Raw genomic sequence first — 16069 nt, 5'->3', positions numbered from 1 at the left:
CGTCGGGTTGGACCGGCGACGGATAGCATCAGCGCACGGCGAGGGATGTATCAGAAAGGGATCGTATGGACGTCACAGGGGCCACGGTCGCCTACCTCGTCATTGTGTTTTCTTTAGGGATTGCCGCTACGTTCTACCCAGCCTTGGCGATCGCAGCGATTGCGCTGTGTGTACTGGCCGTTGTTGTCTGGACTCGGTTCCGCGTGTTTAATTTCCGCGGACTCGATGTGATTGGCACCGTACGGCCCGACTGGATCATCGTGCTTCTCCCGACTGTCATCGCCGTTCGGCCTTTCAGCGAGCGAGGATTCTTCCTGGCTATAGGACTGTTAGTTGCCGCAGCGTTCTTACGCAAGCCGACTAAGGGCAAGTTCGGAATCCAGCCCGGCCCTGTCCTTTTTCTATTCGCGGCATCTTCAATTGTATTCATCAGGCCATCGGATACTGGCTCAGTGTTGACCTTTATCCTCGTCGGAGCCTTAGCAATCCGGCTGGTGATGACAGTCGGTGCGCCCAGAATTATCTCGTCGATGGTTGACGGCTGCGGGTTGTATCTCGCACTGAATGTCATCGCTTATGCGGCGGGATTGCGGTCGCCTGCTGCGGGTTCGCGTATTGGCGCGCTCGTCGAATCTACGGGATTTACCCGCATTATTTTCCCGTTGGCTTCGACACTCAATACTCCTCCGACTATTGCGTCAATCTACGTTGTCGCCTTTATCTTTATGATATGGGAGGCAGGGTGGGTGCGGCGCACGTTGCGACTGGCCTGTTTGGCGGCGGCAATGGTGGTGCTTGTGAGCGCTGGTACTCGCGTGCCGATGATCGCGGTGGCAGTGATATCGCTGATAGTGATCTGCCTTCCGATGGCAACTCGTTGGTTGGCGCAGGCAACAGCGATACTCGCCGCCGCGTCTGTGTTTGTATTGCCAACAGTCATCACAGTCACGCAGTTTCTTGTCGCGCCAGTCTTGTCTTTGATACCGGGCCGAGACCTGGGAATAGGAACCATCGCCACGCTCAACGGTCGGGACACGATCTGGGAGCGCTCCATCAGCTATTGGAATGATTGGGTGTCCGACCCGTTGAATGTCTGGTTTGGATTCGGCGTTAACGGACAATACCGATCTGGCGCATCATTAGGTTATCGGGACTTTATCTCCTCGATCACGAGAAGTCCGGAACTGGCATCGGTCCATAATTCGTTCCTGCAGCAGCTTTATGACGGCGGCATCGTCGGCGTCCTCCTCCTGTTCGTTGCCGTATTCTGGGCTAGCGCGCGACTGGCGAAACGTCGGCGTGCGTGGGGCAATTGGGGGCTGATTGCGATTGCCGCAATGAGTCTTCTGCTTTTAAGCGGAATGACTGAGGTGTCGGCGGTGCCGGGGCCGGCTCAGGGCACGTTCTGGCTGCTGGTCATCCTTGTCGCGGTCGCTTGCCAGGCTGACGAACGTCAGGCCGGCACAGATACGCCAAACGCAAGACCTGTCGACGCGCAGCTCTCAATCCTGCGTTCGCCGTCCATACCGGCAGGCACTTTCTCAGTTGCAAACGGCACTAACTAGCCGCGCGATATCTTTTCTGTAATGTCGGCGTCCATGACGGATGCAGCATTTCGAAGGTGAACCCGCGGCATTCCGCTTCCACCAGACGTTCTTCCAAGAGATCGCCGTGGACATGGTTCACATACTTATTTTCGTTCCCTTTGGGCACTTTCTGTGCGAAGAACGCCGGATGCGAATCACGGATCGTCTGCATCAGCTCCGAGTAGTGATGCCGGTCAGAGTTCGCCCAGAAGCCGGAGTCTGTTGGTGCACGCCCATCGAATCCCCACAGCCGCACATCGTGGCTCAGAGTGCAGCCGAGGGGTAGCAGCATGCCATTGAGCACATTCTCGATGAGGGGGAAGGAAAACTGCAATGTGAGGTCCGCGCTTACATCGGTGTGCTCGCCGAGAGGGATTGGGACCAAAGAGGACTGAACTTCCTTGAATTCTGAACGCACTACGACATCAAACTTGGAGGGGTACGCGAATAACGTCCGGCCTTTTGATTCCAGAAGTCGCGACAACGCATCGGCGCGAAACGCACGAGCGTGCGCATTATCGCCAAAATGATAGATCGCATCCCCCGCAGTAAGGAACGCTGGAGCAAGATGGTGCCAGAGTTCCGCGTCGCGCACGATTGTGTTGCATACAACAGTGATTCCATCAGCAAATGAGCGATCGCCGGCCAACTGCAGAGATGGCCCGGTGCCGAAGAGGTAGACGGGACGGGGCCCCGCAGCTTTAAGTTCGGTGACGTGCTGGACAAATGATCGGTGCACCACCGATACGGGCCTACGCTGCGGGTCTCGGCGGCTGATCGCGGAGCCGAGATCCATCAGATCCCATCCGTCTATTGGATTGGCTTCGTAGTCGAGATCGGCAACCCACTGCAACCGCTGGCGGGCGAAGTTGGAAAGTGCGCTGGCGTCCGCCGCGGCCACAGCCGTACTGCGAACATATTCCAGAGGTGACGCCGCCGGCGTCTGCCGGATTTTCAGCTTGTTCTCAAAGTGGGAAAGCAGGAAGCGCAGGCGATCTTCGACTTGGCTGATCTTCTCTGAAGAGGATGCTCCAGTGATGAGTAGTACTTCTTGGCGCCGAATCGGGCTCCTCAGCAAGTCTGCCGAACTATTCGCCAACCGCCACACTGCGAGCTTGACGCGCTGAGATCGCGGGAACGAGTAACGGCCAACCGAGAAAAAAGAATATATTGTGCGCTGTGCCGCAGGCCCCTCGAAGATATAACGGCGTCGACGCGTAGTCAGTGCCCGCAAATGATCAACAGTCCTCATGACCTAGCCATTTTGCAGTTGGTCAATAACCCGACGGTATCGTGACTCAAACCGTTTCATGCAACGGTCCGCATCGGCCTTATCGCGGAAACACAACACGTTTCCCCAACATGACTCGACATCACTCGGCAGAGTGGTGAACAAGCCTCGCCACCGATGCCGGGTGCCGTATTCAACGATCGGCTCCCAGACTGAGTACACGAGGTGATAACCGTGCTCGGCAAGGTAGGCGCTGCTGTCGTCGAGCGAGTAGCCAAGCGGGCGAGTCTTCCGCTCCTCGAACTCATAGAGGACGAACCGAGGGTTATACGTCCAGTCGAAGCCCCTTAGCGCGAAAAAATCAAAGCCCTCAATGTCGACCTTGAGGAAATCAACACGCCGGACACCACGTGCGCGCAGATCCGCTGCAAGGGTAACTACATCGACTACAGCGGTCGGCTCGTGTGACTCGTGGAACGCGGCGAGGGTGCTGATTCCGGTTGATGTCGGCGAAGTGAACAGCGACGCGGACGCCGCGGGCTTATCCGATACTGCAGCTGTAGACAGCTGTACCCGTGGCTCCGTACCGACGTTTCGCTCGAACTTTGCACGGTTAGAGGGGTCAGGCTCGTATGCGACCACCGACCAGCCCAGCTCAAGGAACATCTTGGTCACTAAACCGCTATGCGCGCCAACGTCGACCAAAACCGACCCAGCTGACTTCGGTGTTGATGCAAGACTTGCGATAATCTCCGGCTCGTCGATCCAGTCGGGCACCATGGCGCGCTTAGCAGCCCGCAACCGTCTGGCGACCGGGTGCGGGAGTCGTGAAACTAGAGCTGACCGCAGCGAGGACACCCGTAGAAATTAACACGTTCGCGCTCTGCGCGCCGTTCGGGATTGATGGTTGTTGGCGCCCCAAACGCGGCCGACGTGGGGATATGCGCAAGAAATGAGGGTCTAACATTGGCGGCAATGATGACTGACGGACGATCTGCGCGCACCGCTGAGCGTTTTACATCAGTATTCGCGTATCACGGAGAAGGGCCGTTCTGGGATTCGCGCGGCGATCGTCTCCTATGTATGGATGTGCTTGCTGGATCGGTTGTTTCGATTGATTCGCTAGGCGAAACCCGACGTCACGCAGTGCCGAGCTCGGTCGCGACGGTGATCAGACGTCGCTCGACTGGTGGCTTCGTCATCGCCACAGAGCGCGGGATCGTGGCCGCCGACGACGATCTGACGACGTTTGAGGAAATCGCAGTGGCGACCACTGATGCGGGTGTGCGGACGAACGATGGCGGTTGCGATCCACTCGGCGGGCTGGTAATCGGCACCATGTCACACGAAGGGATGCCAGGCCGCGGCGCGGTGTATCGGGTGACGCCCGAACTTGTCGTGACTGAAATCCTTGGGCCGGTGTCGATCTCAAATGGAGTGCAGTGGTCTGCCGATGGCAAGCGCGTCTTCTACATCGACACTCCTTCTCGATGTGTCGACGTTTTCGATGTTGATCCACACACTGGCGCGTGGTCGAACCGTAGGACCCACATTCGCGTCGAAGATGGGCAGGGCTTTCCGGACGGTATGGCCATCGATGAGGACGATGGACTCTGGATAGCTCTGTGGGGAGGTGGGGCAGTGAATCATTACGATAGGACGGGTCGCATCGTTGAAGCGATTGGCGTGCCTGGCGTTACTCAGGCCAGCTCCTGTGCATTTGGGGGACAGGACCGAGACGTGCTCTACATCACCACATCCCGGCAAGGGCTAGATGCTGACCAAGAGCCTGATGCGGGTGCGGTTTTCGTGGTGTCGACCGGGGTTCGAGGGGCGGTTCAAGGGGCGTTCGCCGGATAACACCGCTGAGGCATCCGTGAGCCGCGTAGGGGCTCTGTCCCATATAAATTCTCAGGCCGCGAAACAGTCCGGTGGTGCGGAAAAGGGTCGTACCCTGAGGTCGAGAGGCGACGATGCGAGTGGGCCAACTCTTAATGCATTGGTGCGAAACCGGATTGGACGACGACACCGCGACTGATGAACGACTGGTCGCACGCGGCGGAAACTCATTGCTGGGAGGCCTCGAAGACCTCCCTGCGGTGAACTCGGTTCACTAATGTCAGTGCAGGCGCGTCAGGCCAGCCCGGCGAACTGCTCCTGCAACGGCTAACCTGCAGCGGGGCGTACGGCCCTAGTCCAACAAGACCTGCGCGTCCCATAGGGGGATCGATGTGTTGGCAAGCTTGGGTCAACTCCCGAGTCTTGGGGCCGTCAGAGACGATGATGTTGTGATCATGGTCGTCTCCGTTCTCCTCGGCTTGACGGGCGCCAGCCGAGGGGGAATATTCGGTTCCAGCGCACGGCGGGGATAGGTGAGGGAAGGGCATGATGGCGGGGGAAATGTCCAGGGCGAACTCTAAATTTGACCGTCGGGTGTATTTCGGCCCCCGACGTAACGGCCATTTGCCGTGAGGGTTCTTATTGTAAATAAATTTCTCCACCATGTGGGCGGGGTAGAGACATATGTCGATTGGCAAGCCCGAAATCTTGAACTTTTGGGTATTGACACCCACTTCTTCGGTATGGCGCCCCCCGTTGGTCGAGAAATTATTCCTAGTATCCGGGATCGCGTGACTCTTACTCCGAATCGCGAGTTTAACGGCGCTAAATTAACAGCGGCTAAAGCTGCCCTGAGCTCGGTGTATTCACCGCTCACAGAGCGGATGCTGAATGCAGAAATCGATAGGTTCCAACCTGACCTTGTCCATTTTCACTCGACTTGCCGTCAGCTAACCCCCAGCGTCGCTCGCGCTGTAACGCGTAAAAGACTCCCAGGTGTTCTAACAGCCCACGAGTACAAACAGGTATGTGCGACTCAGCGACTGTGGGACGAACGCCAGCAGCGGGTGTGCACGGCATGTTTGAGCGGCAGTGCGTTGTCTCGCATGAAGAACGTCGCGGTGCGCCGATGCGTCAGAGGCTCGACGGCGGCAAGCCTGTTCGCACTGCCGGAGATTCCGATTGCCGATTACCTTTGGGGCAAAAGCAACGTGGTCATTCATGCCCCTTCTCAGTTCATGGGAGACGTAATCGAGAAGGCACCCTATATCCCCAATCGAGTACATACGTTGGACCTACCATGGGGTGATCCGGAACCTCGCGTCGCCGCCGATGGATGGGCACGGCGTGCGATCTACGTCGGTCGGTTAGAACGAGAGAAGGGCGTCGATGTTCTGCTCGATGCGTGGAAGCTCGTCCAACAACGACAAAAGGGCTGCGAGCTGATTATCGCAGGGAGCGGCTCCGAGCAGAGTTTCCTGGAATCGAAAGCAACTGAACTTGGTTTGGAAAGCGTTCGATTTCTCGGTCGTTATGAACGGTCCGAGCTGGGGGATCTATTTGGGCAGGTCGCTGTTTCGGTCCATCCGTCTCAGTGGTACGAGAACAGCCCTTTCACAGTCCGTGAGAGCTTGCTTTTTGGAGTGCCTGCGATCGTCAGTAATGTCGGGGGAATGCCCGAGATGGTCGATTCCCTGTCGGGCACAGTGGTACCCCCGGGGGACCCTAAGGCGCTGAGCGAGGCGATTCTTGGCGAGCTCACGCGACGAAGTGCGGGTACTACCACGTTGCGAGAGGCTGTCGCAAAGCGCTCCATGAGCGACGAATCCCATCTCAAAGGATTGAACGAGCTCTATGCCGCAGCCGCGTCATGAGCACCCGAGAAAGCGCTGCACTTTCGGCGGTGATCACATAAACGCACCGAGGGCCGATGTCCGCGCCGCCCTGCTGATCATCGTCACGTACAACTCCCACGATTCGCTACCAGACCTCGTCTCTTCCATCGAAAAGTTCGTGGGGGATCATCGGGGAAATCGCGCGATAGTGGTTGAGAACTCCGAAGACCCGCGCGTGAAGGACTCCATCGAGGCACGTATAAAGTCCGACAGCGTCTACGTCGAGGTTGTGCCGCGCAACGAGGGTTTCAGCCATGGTGTGAACCTCGGATATAAGCTGGCACAGGATCTTTGGGGGGATTTCGAGTTCATCGTCCTACTGAACCCCGATGTCTTGTCCGCTGGTCACGTGGTGAGCGAACTAGTGAACCGCGCAGTCGATCAGCGTGACGCCAACGTCGGCGTTTGGGGCGCGGTCCTGAGAGATCAGGACGGTGCCATCGATCGTGGGTGTGCAAGGCGCGTCTGGAACCGTCGCCGATTCTTCAGTCATCTGGTGGGTTACCACGATTTGGTGACAGCACTGCGGACTACTCCGCGCAGCCTGAATGAGTACGAGATTGCGCACGACCAGTCAGAGTTGGCGATGGTCAGTGGGGGACTGATGTGCATCGCCGCCGATGTGCTCGCCGATGGTATGGACACGCTTTTGCCCATGTACCTCGAAGATCAGGAAGTCTGCCTGAGGAGCCTTAGCAAAGGCTTGCCAGTACGCCTGCACGCCGACCTTGAATTGGTACACGTTGGTGGCGCCAGTCGAAAGTCAGTCACTGATCACGAACATGCGCTGCGCATCATGGAACTTGTCGAGGCTCCTGTGCAATGCATGTACCGGCTGCAGGGGTACGGGCTGCTCTCGTTGCGGTTGACCGTCTTGGCCGGCGGCGCGGCGCGGCTCGTGGCGGCGCCATTACTCGCGACGGCCAGAATATTGTTCCGCCACGCGGATTTTCGCGACGAAGTTGACTGGATGACGAATCAGCAGAGGCTAGCTCTATGGTTCATGCGTTGGGCGGTAAAGGGCCGACTGCATAGAGAAGAAGTTTCCCTAAAAGAGTATTTCCAGGAGTACGCGAACGTTGAGTAAACAGCCACGGCGGCAATCACCGGAGCCAGGTGATGTAGAAAAAATGCAGTGCGGACCGAAACTCGTGTCAATTTCTTTGATGCTCCCTTACAGCGGGGTGGATCATGCCGGTGGCGAGTTGCTGCTACACCACTATCGGGTGCTCGCTGAAAGGTGCGATAGCGTGGCCGCGTTCGCCGTCGACTTCGACGAAAACCTGCGTGCAGCGAATCGTGACGCGGATATCGCATCAGATTCGTATAGCGCGGTAATTGTGAAGTTGCCGCGCTGGCGCAGGTCATTACTCGGGAAGATTGTGGCTCGGATATGGCATTTTGCTTTGCCTGTCTTACCCGATATTGGAATTTGGGCCGCATTCGCATCGTCGAAGGCCCTTCGTGAAAGCCTTTTAGAGGCTGATATTGTGGAACTTCAATGGTTTGAGTACTTCTTTTTTCGCGGGCTCGTCCACCGTATCAACTCGAGGGCCGAAGTCATTGGATTTGCTCATGACATCCCTAGTCAGAAATTCGAGCGCGCATTTTCTCATTGGCCGGCCGGTTTGCTTCGTACATACATCGCATACGCCAGATGGCTCGAACGTATGCTGCTTCGCGGGATACCGACTGTGACGGTTCTGAGCTCGAAGGACGCCTCACTCATAGCAAAGCGCTCGACTTCGGTCCGAGCGGTTGTCCTGGATCCGCCGCTGGACCTCGGCCACCCGGCGTCCGCAGTGAATGCCGACTCTCTTTCGGATGACGCCTGTACTTCCTTCGGGTTTGTGGCTGCGTTTCAACGTCCCGAGAACCACGATGCAGCGATGTGGCTACTTTCTGAAATTTGGCCGTTCGTGCTTGAAGATTGTCCCGCTGGGCGGCTCTATCTTGTCGGGTCGAGGCCATCTCAGGAATTGCAAGACGCAGCGACTGCATTCGGAGATGCAGTGACGGTGACAGGGTACGTGGATGACATCGATAGTTTCAACGACCAGTTCAGTACGGTAGTGATACCCCTCCGATACGGCGCGGGAGTCAAATTCAAGACGGTTTCCGCTATCCTCGCCGGCAAAAATATTGTGGCGACGCCGATTGCGGTAGAAGGCACGATATCGCACCAGCTATTTTTTGCCGTGAGCGATTCGGCTGAGGTATTGGCCAAGGCGATGATCGAACTCGCAACCTATCCAAATAAAGGGCGCGAATTATCCGAACAGGCGCGGGCGGAGGTTGGATCTCGCTATTCGATCGAAAGCTACACGCGGACCGTGGCGACAGCCTATCGACTTGACGACTGGCCCAAAGCTAGTAACGCACCTGGGCCGCGTCGGTGTCGCAATTAGTTCACCCTTCGGATGCGGTTCGACGCCAAAGCACTCGCTACACTTGAACGCAAAATCGCCATTCGTTAAGGGCACCGTCACGACTGTGACCCCCGAGCCGGGCTAAGCCGGTTTGCGTAAGACTGAAACGATGTCGGGGTTGGCTTCGGGGGGCAGGGTCGGCCAAAAACGTTCCGTGCCCTCGCCCCAGGACTCGAACTGATCGATCACCTCTAGTCCGTAACTCGCCGCAAACTCGCGCATGCGTTGAGCAGTCATGTCAGTTCGCCAGGGCCCTGAATCGGGGCCGTTCTTGGAGTGATGGATGAGTGCTCGGCCTCCAGGCACAAGGATGCGAGCAAACTCAGCGACGTAACGTTCAACATCGACCGACAAGATATGAACGAAGACATCAAAGGACCAGATGCGTTCAATGCTGGACGAGGCGATGAATCCGAGATCGTTTCCATTGTTGACATGGAATTCAATGTTTCCGTGCCCTGCGAATTTCTCCTTGCACAAATCAATGCACTCAGGCGTGACATCGACGAGTGTCAGTTTCGCTGACCGTTCGACGAGATGTTCGGTCCACCGTCCGGCGCCGGGACCGATTTCCAGTACGGAAAAATCGTTCTCCACGAAAGGCACCAAGATTTTGCCGACGATGCTTTCTTTCCAGCCGCTAACTTCTGAGTTCGACCATTCGTTGCCGCCGGTGGCCCAATTCCACGAACCCCACATGGCGCGGTTTACCTCGCGCGTATTGGGTAGCGATCCCGTTCGGAGCCTTTGCCATAGTACTGGCACGACAGCAGGCGAATACCGATACTCAGCCAGGAGTCGACGGACGAAGGTGAACCTCTTCAACTTGTCCATGTCACTGCCCGCGCTTGTGCTCATGACCTACCCCCTTCATTCACGATCACTCCCTACGGATCAAGTCGATGCTACACATTTGCAGGCGAACTGCATGGCGACCGGACGCCATGCGGCTAGCGGCTAGCGGCTTGTCGGCGGCGTTGAAATCGCTGCTTCAGCAAGAGTTTACGAAGGTGTCGGCGTCAAGTTACTTGACCACAGGTTGGTTTTTAATCGGTGCTCACGACGCGGTGTGCAATCGGTCACGCTTAAGGATGCGCCTAGTGGTTGCCCCTTCCCGGATCTAGCGGACCGCGCTTCACGGACTACCGAGCCGGCCAGTATCTACCAACGAGTTCCGCGGTGGATTCGATGTTGGCGCGGCTCGAGGCGCCGAAGACGATGGACTCGATGTTCGGTAGCGAAGCCACCCACTCGATCGCTTCGTCTGGTCGAATTGCACCGGAGGCGAAGACCGACATCGCGACGGCGCGGAACTTCCTGTTGTTGAGCGCGTCGAGGTAGGTGTCGATGCCGCCGGACATGCGGAACCCGATCTTATTGATGTTCGAACAGACGATCGGGTTCTCGATTCCGACTGAGTCGAGTGCGTCGAGCAGGCGAGGCATATTCATGGTGATGAAACCCGGATCTGCGTCGTACTTGCTTGACACATGATTGGCAAAGATCCGGAACGCCTCTGTGAAGCCCATGCCGAGCAGGAAATCGACGATGACGTTCTGCAGGAACACCACTGGCGTCTTCAGGCCATGGAACATCTTCATCTCGGCATCGACGAGCAACGTGATGATGCCCTCGATATCCTTTTTGGCGAACGATTTGCCACTGCGCATTGCGGCGTCGACAAAACCACCATCCGGAAGGAACTGCTTGATCGCCCCGAACACACCCGCCTCGGCCATCGCATTTGCGTATTTATGGGCGTACGGCATACAGGGGAAGAAGACTTGCCGTTCGTAACGCTCAGGATTCGCGCGCACCCGGTCGGCAACGTCGGCGATGCGATCGTGGGTCGTGCACATGAACGTCGACACACCTGCGTCGTACGCCGAATCGAGTACGGACATGATGGCGTCGGTCGATTGAAAGCGCATCGCCTGGGCGCGCGCTTTTTCCTCCGACATGTGGTTGACACCGAAGAACTGATTGTCACCGAACAAGAGGCGATCCACCCTCAGTTCATCCTTCCCGTGCGCGTTTTGCGCGCGCGGCGTCGCGCACGTAGTCGGTTCCAGAACCCCGTCGCCGGCTCTTGCGTGTTGGCGCCGTTACTCTTCGAATCTAACGTTCGCACGTTGCCATCCGCGCTGTTCAGGATGGCGTAGAGCACTTCGTCAGTGACACTGGCCTCGGTGAAGTCTGATGAACCGGTCACCGCGTGGTCGGCAATTCGCTTGATCCAGGTATCGAGCTGCGCCGAGTACTCTTCCCCGCGTACGTAGAAGTCCACCTCGTCGGTCAGTTCTGTTGTGTAGCGGACGGTCCAGCCTTTGCCGTACCCCGCCGGAGCCAGTGCCTCGTCACGCAGGTATACCTGGATCTCTTGGCGGTCGGCGTAGATCTTGCCGTTGGTGCCCCAGATCGAGACTCGCGTCGTCATCTTGCGATGCGATTCGTCCGACCAGCTGACCGAGAGCTGGCCGCTGACGCCTCCAGGCCACCTGAGTGTGGTGAACACTTCATCCTCAGTTTCTGCCGAAAACACCTGCCCTAGAACCGTTCCCGAGACGGACTCAGGGCGGCCGAAGTACCAGGCCAACAAGTCGGTCGGATGGGCCGCGTAGTCGTATAACGCGCCACCACCCTCCTCCTTCTTGCTGCGCCAGGTGCTTCCCTTGGGCTTCAGCACCACCGGGCCGTAGGCCTCGCCGAGGACGTGCGTGACCTGGCCGAGCACGCCGAGGTCCAGCAGACGCTTCACCTCAGTAAACGTTCCGACGTGGCGGTTGTGATAGCCGACCTGCGTAACGAGGCTCTTCTCCCGGGCGAGTTCGGCAAGGGCGATCGAATCTGCCGGGTCGAGACAGAAGGGCTTTTCGCAAAAGACGTGGAGGCCGCGCTCGAGACAGTCACGCACCATGGGCGCGTGAAACTTCGACGGTGTCGAGATCACCACTGCCTCGACATTTGCCGAGTCGAGCATTTTTCCGAGGTCGCTGTATGTGTCCACGCCCGTGTACTTTCCGAGTACATCCAGGATGTACCCGCTGGCGTCGCAGACACCGACAACCTTGACGTCGTTGTGCGCATTGATGATCGAGAATTGGGACAGCCCCATCTTCCCGAGGCCGATGATGGCGATGTTTACCACACTGTTCCCCTCAGTTCACCGCTGTGACGGTCCACCCGGCCCCAGACTTCAAGATCCCCGTGCTGATAGGCCCCGACCACTGGCGATTCAGCGAACCGGTACGCCGTGTCCTGCTCAAGTATTACCTACCGGGGTGCACCAGGCAGCGGGACGTCGGGTTGACCGGCTGAGTATCCATAGTCGGAGCTCTCCGGATATCCTGGTGGCGCGTTCAGAGCAAGGTGCTCAGATGTGACACAGATGGACTGCGCTAAAGATCTGTTCGGCTTGCTTCAGGCCACTGCAACCAGCATGGTGGGGCAAGAGGGTTCAAACTGAATCCGCAAACAGTCTGGCTTCGCGGTCGGATGTACTCACTATGCGGCGTACGGCTCCGTCGGTTGAAATCCATTGGGGGGATTCGAGATTGAACAAGATCTACATCGCGGGTTGCGGGGGAATGCTCGGGGAGGCGTTCTACCAGAAGTTCGCGGACGCGGAGCTCAAGTGCACTGATATCGATGTGAACGACACCTGGCTGTCCTATTTGGACTTCCGCGACCTCGACGCTTACCGGCGTGACGTCCACGATTTCAAGCCTGACATGCTGTTTCACCTCGGCGCGTACACAGGTTTGGAATTCTGTGAACTCAACGTCGAAGACACGTATGCCACCAACACAATGGCGGTGGAGAACGCGGTCTACATCGCGAACGAGCTGGACATTCCTCTGCTGTACATCAGCACCGCCGGCATATTTGATGGGACAAAGGAAGTCTACGACGACTGGGATCAACCAAACCCGCTCGGGCACTATGCGCGATCGAAGTATCTAGGCGAACGGTTCGTCGTCGAGCACGCCCGTCGCTACATCGTGTGCCGGGCCGGTTGGATGATGGGTGGCGGTCCTGCCAAGGACAAGAAATTCGTCCAGAAGATGATGGCGCAGCTGAAAGCCGGTAAGACCGACCTGAATGTGGTGAACGACAAGTTGGGTACGCCGACTTACACCCACGATTTTGCGGCCAATGTCAAGGTACTGCTCGAAAAGGAATACTGGGGTCTATATAACACGGTCTGCGACGGTCTTACGAGCCGCCTCGACGTCGCCCGCGAAATGGTCCGACTGCTGGGACTCGCCGACGAAGTGAACATCAACGAGGTCGACTCGAGCTTTTTTGCGAAGGAGTACTTCGCATTGCGGCCTGATTCCGAGCGACTGATTAACCGCAAGCTGCGCCTCCGGGGCGTGAACGTTATGCGGGACTGGCGTATCGGCCTTGAGGAGTACCTCAAGGGCTACTACCACGACTATCTCTGATCGGAGTAGGTCATGGCTAGTAAGGGCAGGGTCGCCGCATTCGGTTTTCGTTCAGTGCCGTCGAAACCGGGCTGTGCCGGGGCAGATAAATTTGCGGAAGAGCTTTATCCGCGGCTCGTGGAGCGGGGCTACGAGGTCACCGGGTACAACCGGGTCCACGACTCGCCCGGATTGGCAACGAGCACATATCGAGGCGTGACGCTTATCGACATCCGGACGCCACGGCGCAGCGGTATCGAGGCGTTGTGGCACTCGTTCCAGGCTACGTTGCATATCATCCGGCACAATACGGCTGATGTTGTCCACGTCCAAAATGGTGGCAACAGCATCTTCGCCATCCTGCTTCGACTTTGCGGGAAGAAGGTCTTCATCGGCGAAGACGGAGCCGAGTGGGCCAGGGGAAAATGGCCTTGGTATGCCCGCCTCTACTTGCGTATGACCCGTTGGATCACAGCGCATGTCCCCAATGGCGTGATCTTTGACAATATTTTCGTGCGCGAAATGTTTGAGAGGCGATATTCGAAGTCATATCATTTCGTGCCTTTCGGCAGTGATCCAGCCGAAGACCAGACTGAATCTGATATCCTCGATAAGCTGGGCTTGGATAAGCAGGGCTACTTCCTCTTTGTCGGCCGCTTCATTCCGGATAAGGGATTGCAGTACCTGATCCCCGCTTTCGAGGCGCTCAACACCGACCGGAAACTCGTGCTCGTCGGCGGTACGACCGGGGGTTCGGAATTCGAGCGCTCGCTTAAGAGCACCACCGATGATCGCGTGCTTTTTCCTGGATACCTCTACGGGCCTGATGTACACACATTGATGCGTAATGCGTACGCGTACGTACAGCCGTCGGACTTGGAAGGCCTCTCGCCGGTCGTCCTTGAGAACATGGGTCTCGGGACGCCGGTGATCTGCAGTGATATTCGCGAGAACCTATTTGTCGTTGGCGACACCGCCGTGACATTTCGTAAGGGCGATACCGCGGATTTGACGGCCAAGCTGAGCTACGCGCTCGATCACGCGCCCGAGCTGGCCAGTAACGCAGTTGCTGCCAGGACACGCGCGGAGGCCCAATTCAGCTGGGACGCGGTAACCCGCCGTCACGAAGAGATCTTCTTTCCCAGCGTGCTGAATTCAGCGTAACCGACTCGCGTGCCCCGTCTGCGGACTAGGGCAGGATCACGAAGGTCGAGCCGGTTTCGCGCCCCGTTGCCGACTGCCATTCAGAGGCCTGCTCCACCGTCTCAGCGCGTTGGTATTCAATCTTGTGCCCTGCTTTTAATCGAATTGTGTTGCCGCGTGTGACGAAACCGGGCGGTAGATCCTTATCGGTATAGGTGTACGACCCGTAGGCATCGTCGAAGACGTTATTTTGGATGGTGATATCAACGGGCGTATCCAGCTGCCAGGTCAACAAATGAACGCGGAGGCTTTGCACGGGCCGAACATCTGAGAAGGCCCCATAGCCTGCGCGTTCGCATAGGTTTCCCTCAACGATGATTCGGACGAAACCAGGTGCGTCGCTGCCACCTTCAGACCAGAACTCGAACATCTGCCCACAGTCATGAAAATGGTTGTTGCGAATCGTCATGTCCGTCCAGCCGGGTCCTCTGCCGTTCAGGTCGCCGCCCTGTGGGCTCCATGCGACATCGTAGACATTGGCTACTTCGTTCTCCTCAATCGTCCAGCGACTCGCGTGACGCCAGTGCTCGATTCCATTGCCGTAGCGGACATTGCCGCCTCCGTAGCCTGCCAACACCGCCCCACCGATGAAATCGATCAGGCAATCGTGCACGTGTACGTCAGCTGCTGCGCCGCGAATGCCACAGCCGCCGCTCCCCGTGACGTGAACGTCATGCACGCTATTTTGACCTCGTTGGCAGTAGATGACGCAACCGCTTGCGCCGTAAGCGTTTCCGTTGGGTGCTGCCTTGATATCGCCCGCGGCTGCAGTGGGGTTGGTCGAAGCGGCGACATAGAGCGTGTGGTTCGGTATATCACAATAGAAATCCCACTGGGACTTGAGTTCTGACATGTCAAATTTCAAGCTCGGCTTGATCGAGCCATCGACCAAAAGGAAGCCGACATTTGCGTCGTCTGATGCGGTGTACCCGCCGTGCGAATCGGGGTCGCCGAGGTCAATCTGCCAAACACCTGGAGCGTGCTCGGACCAACCCCCCGCATTGTTCAAGAGTTTGTACAACGTTAGAACCGGCCTATCACCGGAACCGTAGGCGCCGACTTCGCAGCCCAAGGGCAGATCTAGTTCCCCGTAAAACGTACCGCCGCGCTCGAATAAAACGATCGATCCGTCGTCTGGAAGCGCGTCGTTGGCTTTCTGAATGGTCGCCCACGCAGTCGCCGGACTGAGCCCATTCGCGCTGTCACTGCCCGACGCCGAGACGTAGAACGTAGGCATACCAGGCTTGGCGTTAGGCGCGGTCCCCCCGATTCTCGCGGAAGCGTTTGCCGGCGATGTTGGCCCAACCCCTAAGATTGGAGCTCCCACTGCGACCGCCGCTAGTCGCGCGGTGCGGCGGATCAAGGCTCGGCGTGAAAGCGATAGCCACACGCGGAATGCCGTCCCTCCGTGAGATGTCCGAGTCTGTGGGAGCCCGACTCTGGGATCCATCCGTGAGGT

13 protein-coding genes and 1 pseudogene are annotated in these 16069 nt (G+C 57.7%); 8 read left to right on the top strand and 6 right to left on the bottom strand.

All coding sequences use genetic code 11. The features are described 5' to 3' along the window. The first annotated feature begins 65 nt into the window (after positions 1-65). The gene (locus tag ADBZ9O_RS28025; protein ID WP_526526492.1) at positions 66-1565 is read left to right on the top strand and encodes an O-antigen ligase family protein; all 1500 of its coding nucleotides are present in this window, start codon (positions 66-68) and stop codon (positions 1563-1565) included. Here the strand turns inward: ADBZ9O_RS28025 and ADBZ9O_RS28020 are convergent. Together ADBZ9O_RS28020 and ADBZ9O_RS28015 are read right to left on the bottom strand one after the other, a co-directional pair. Continuing rightward, the gene (locus tag ADBZ9O_RS28020; RefSeq protein ID WP_526526490.1) at positions 1558-2685 is read right to left on the bottom strand and encodes a hypothetical protein; all 1128 of its coding nucleotides are present in this window, start codon (positions 2683-2685) and stop codon (positions 1558-1560) included. The genes ADBZ9O_RS28025 and ADBZ9O_RS28020 overlap by 8 nt on opposite strands. Positions 2686-2841: 156 nt before the next feature. After that, positions 2842-3597, bottom strand: coding sequence for an FkbM family methyltransferase (locus ADBZ9O_RS28015; protein WP_526526488.1), 756 nt, complete (start codon positions 3595-3597; stop codon positions 2842-2844). 195 nt (positions 3598-3792) lie between these two features. Here ADBZ9O_RS28015 and ADBZ9O_RS28010 point away from each other — a divergent pair, with 195 nt between their 5' ends. The 5 genes and pseudogenes from ADBZ9O_RS28010 (at position 3793) to ADBZ9O_RS27990 (ending at position 8959) form a co-directional block, all read left to right on the top strand. Then, positions 3793-4677 carry an SMP-30/gluconolactonase/LRE family protein gene (locus ADBZ9O_RS28010; RefSeq protein ID WP_526526487.1) on the top strand — a complete coding sequence of 295 codons (885 nt, stop codon included), beginning with the start codon at positions 3793-3795 and terminating at the stop codon, positions 4675-4677. A gap of 608 nt (positions 4678-5285) precedes the next feature. Beyond that, positions 5286-5738: pseudogene (locus ADBZ9O_RS28005) on the top strand (glycosyltransferase); the annotation flags it as partial. A gap of 24 nt (positions 5739-5762) precedes the next feature. Continuing rightward, entirely contained in the window at positions 5763-6530 is a 768-nt protein-coding gene (locus tag ADBZ9O_RS28000; RefSeq protein WP_526533586.1) for a glycosyltransferase, read from the top strand. Continuing rightward, positions 6511-7638, top strand: coding sequence for a glycosyltransferase (locus ADBZ9O_RS27995; RefSeq protein WP_526526485.1), 1128 nt, complete (start codon positions 6511-6513; stop codon positions 7636-7638). The genes ADBZ9O_RS28000 and ADBZ9O_RS27995 overlap by 20 nt, the downstream gene beginning before the upstream one ends. Positions 7639-7801: 163 nt before the next feature. Further along, positions 7802-8959: a glycosyltransferase gene (locus ADBZ9O_RS27990; RefSeq protein WP_526526484.1), complete on the top strand. Its 1158-nt coding sequence runs from the start codon at positions 7802-7804 to the stop codon at positions 8957-8959. A 102-nt stretch (positions 8960-9061) separates the two neighbouring features. On the opposite strand, the gene ADBZ9O_RS27985 is transcribed toward ADBZ9O_RS27990, so the two are convergent. From ADBZ9O_RS27985 to ADBZ9O_RS27975, 3 genes are all read right to left on the bottom strand, one after another. After that, positions 9062-9838 (bottom strand): class I SAM-dependent methyltransferase, encoded by a 777-nt coding sequence (locus ADBZ9O_RS27985; protein WP_526526483.1) that lies wholly within the window; start codon positions 9836-9838, stop codon positions 9062-9064. A 284-nt stretch (positions 9839-10122) separates the two neighbouring features. Beyond that, positions 10123-10995, bottom strand: a complete 873-nt coding sequence (locus ADBZ9O_RS27980) for a hypothetical protein (protein WP_526533584.1) — start codon at positions 10993-10995, stop codon at positions 10123-10125. Next, positions 10992-12128, bottom strand: a complete 1137-nt coding sequence (locus ADBZ9O_RS27975; RefSeq protein ID WP_526526482.1) for a Gfo/Idh/MocA family protein — start codon at positions 12126-12128, stop codon at positions 10992-10994. Before ADBZ9O_RS27975 ends, ADBZ9O_RS27980 begins: the two co-directional genes overlap by 4 nt. A 406-nt stretch (positions 12129-12534) precedes the next feature. On the opposite strand from ADBZ9O_RS27975, the gene ADBZ9O_RS27970 reads away from it, so the two are divergent. Together ADBZ9O_RS27970 and ADBZ9O_RS27965 are read left to right on the top strand one after the other, a co-directional pair. Continuing rightward, positions 12535-13428: an SDR family oxidoreductase gene (locus ADBZ9O_RS27970; RefSeq protein WP_526526480.1), complete on the top strand. Its 894-nt coding sequence runs from the start codon at positions 12535-12537 to the stop codon at positions 13426-13428. A gap of 12 nt (positions 13429-13440) precedes the next feature. Further along, a complete protein-coding gene (locus tag ADBZ9O_RS27965) occupies positions 13441-14571 on the top strand; it encodes a glycosyltransferase family 4 protein (RefSeq protein ID WP_526526479.1) in 1131 nt (376 codons plus the stop codon). 25 nt (positions 14572-14596) lie between these two features. On the opposite strand, the gene ADBZ9O_RS27960 is transcribed toward ADBZ9O_RS27965, so the two are convergent. Continuing rightward, positions 14597-15847, bottom strand: coding sequence for a hypothetical protein (locus ADBZ9O_RS27960; protein ID WP_526526477.1), 1251 nt, complete (start codon positions 15845-15847; stop codon positions 14597-14599). Positions 15848-16069 lie beyond the last annotated feature (222 nt).

It is taken from the genome of Mycobacterium sp. (genome assembly GCF_965229105.1).
Taxonomy (GTDB): Bacteria; Actinomycetota; Actinomycetes; order Mycobacteriales; family Mycobacteriaceae; genus Mycobacterium.
The sequence above is the reverse complement of the archived record's forward strand: the minus strand, read 5'-3'. Positions and strand labels throughout refer to the sequence as shown.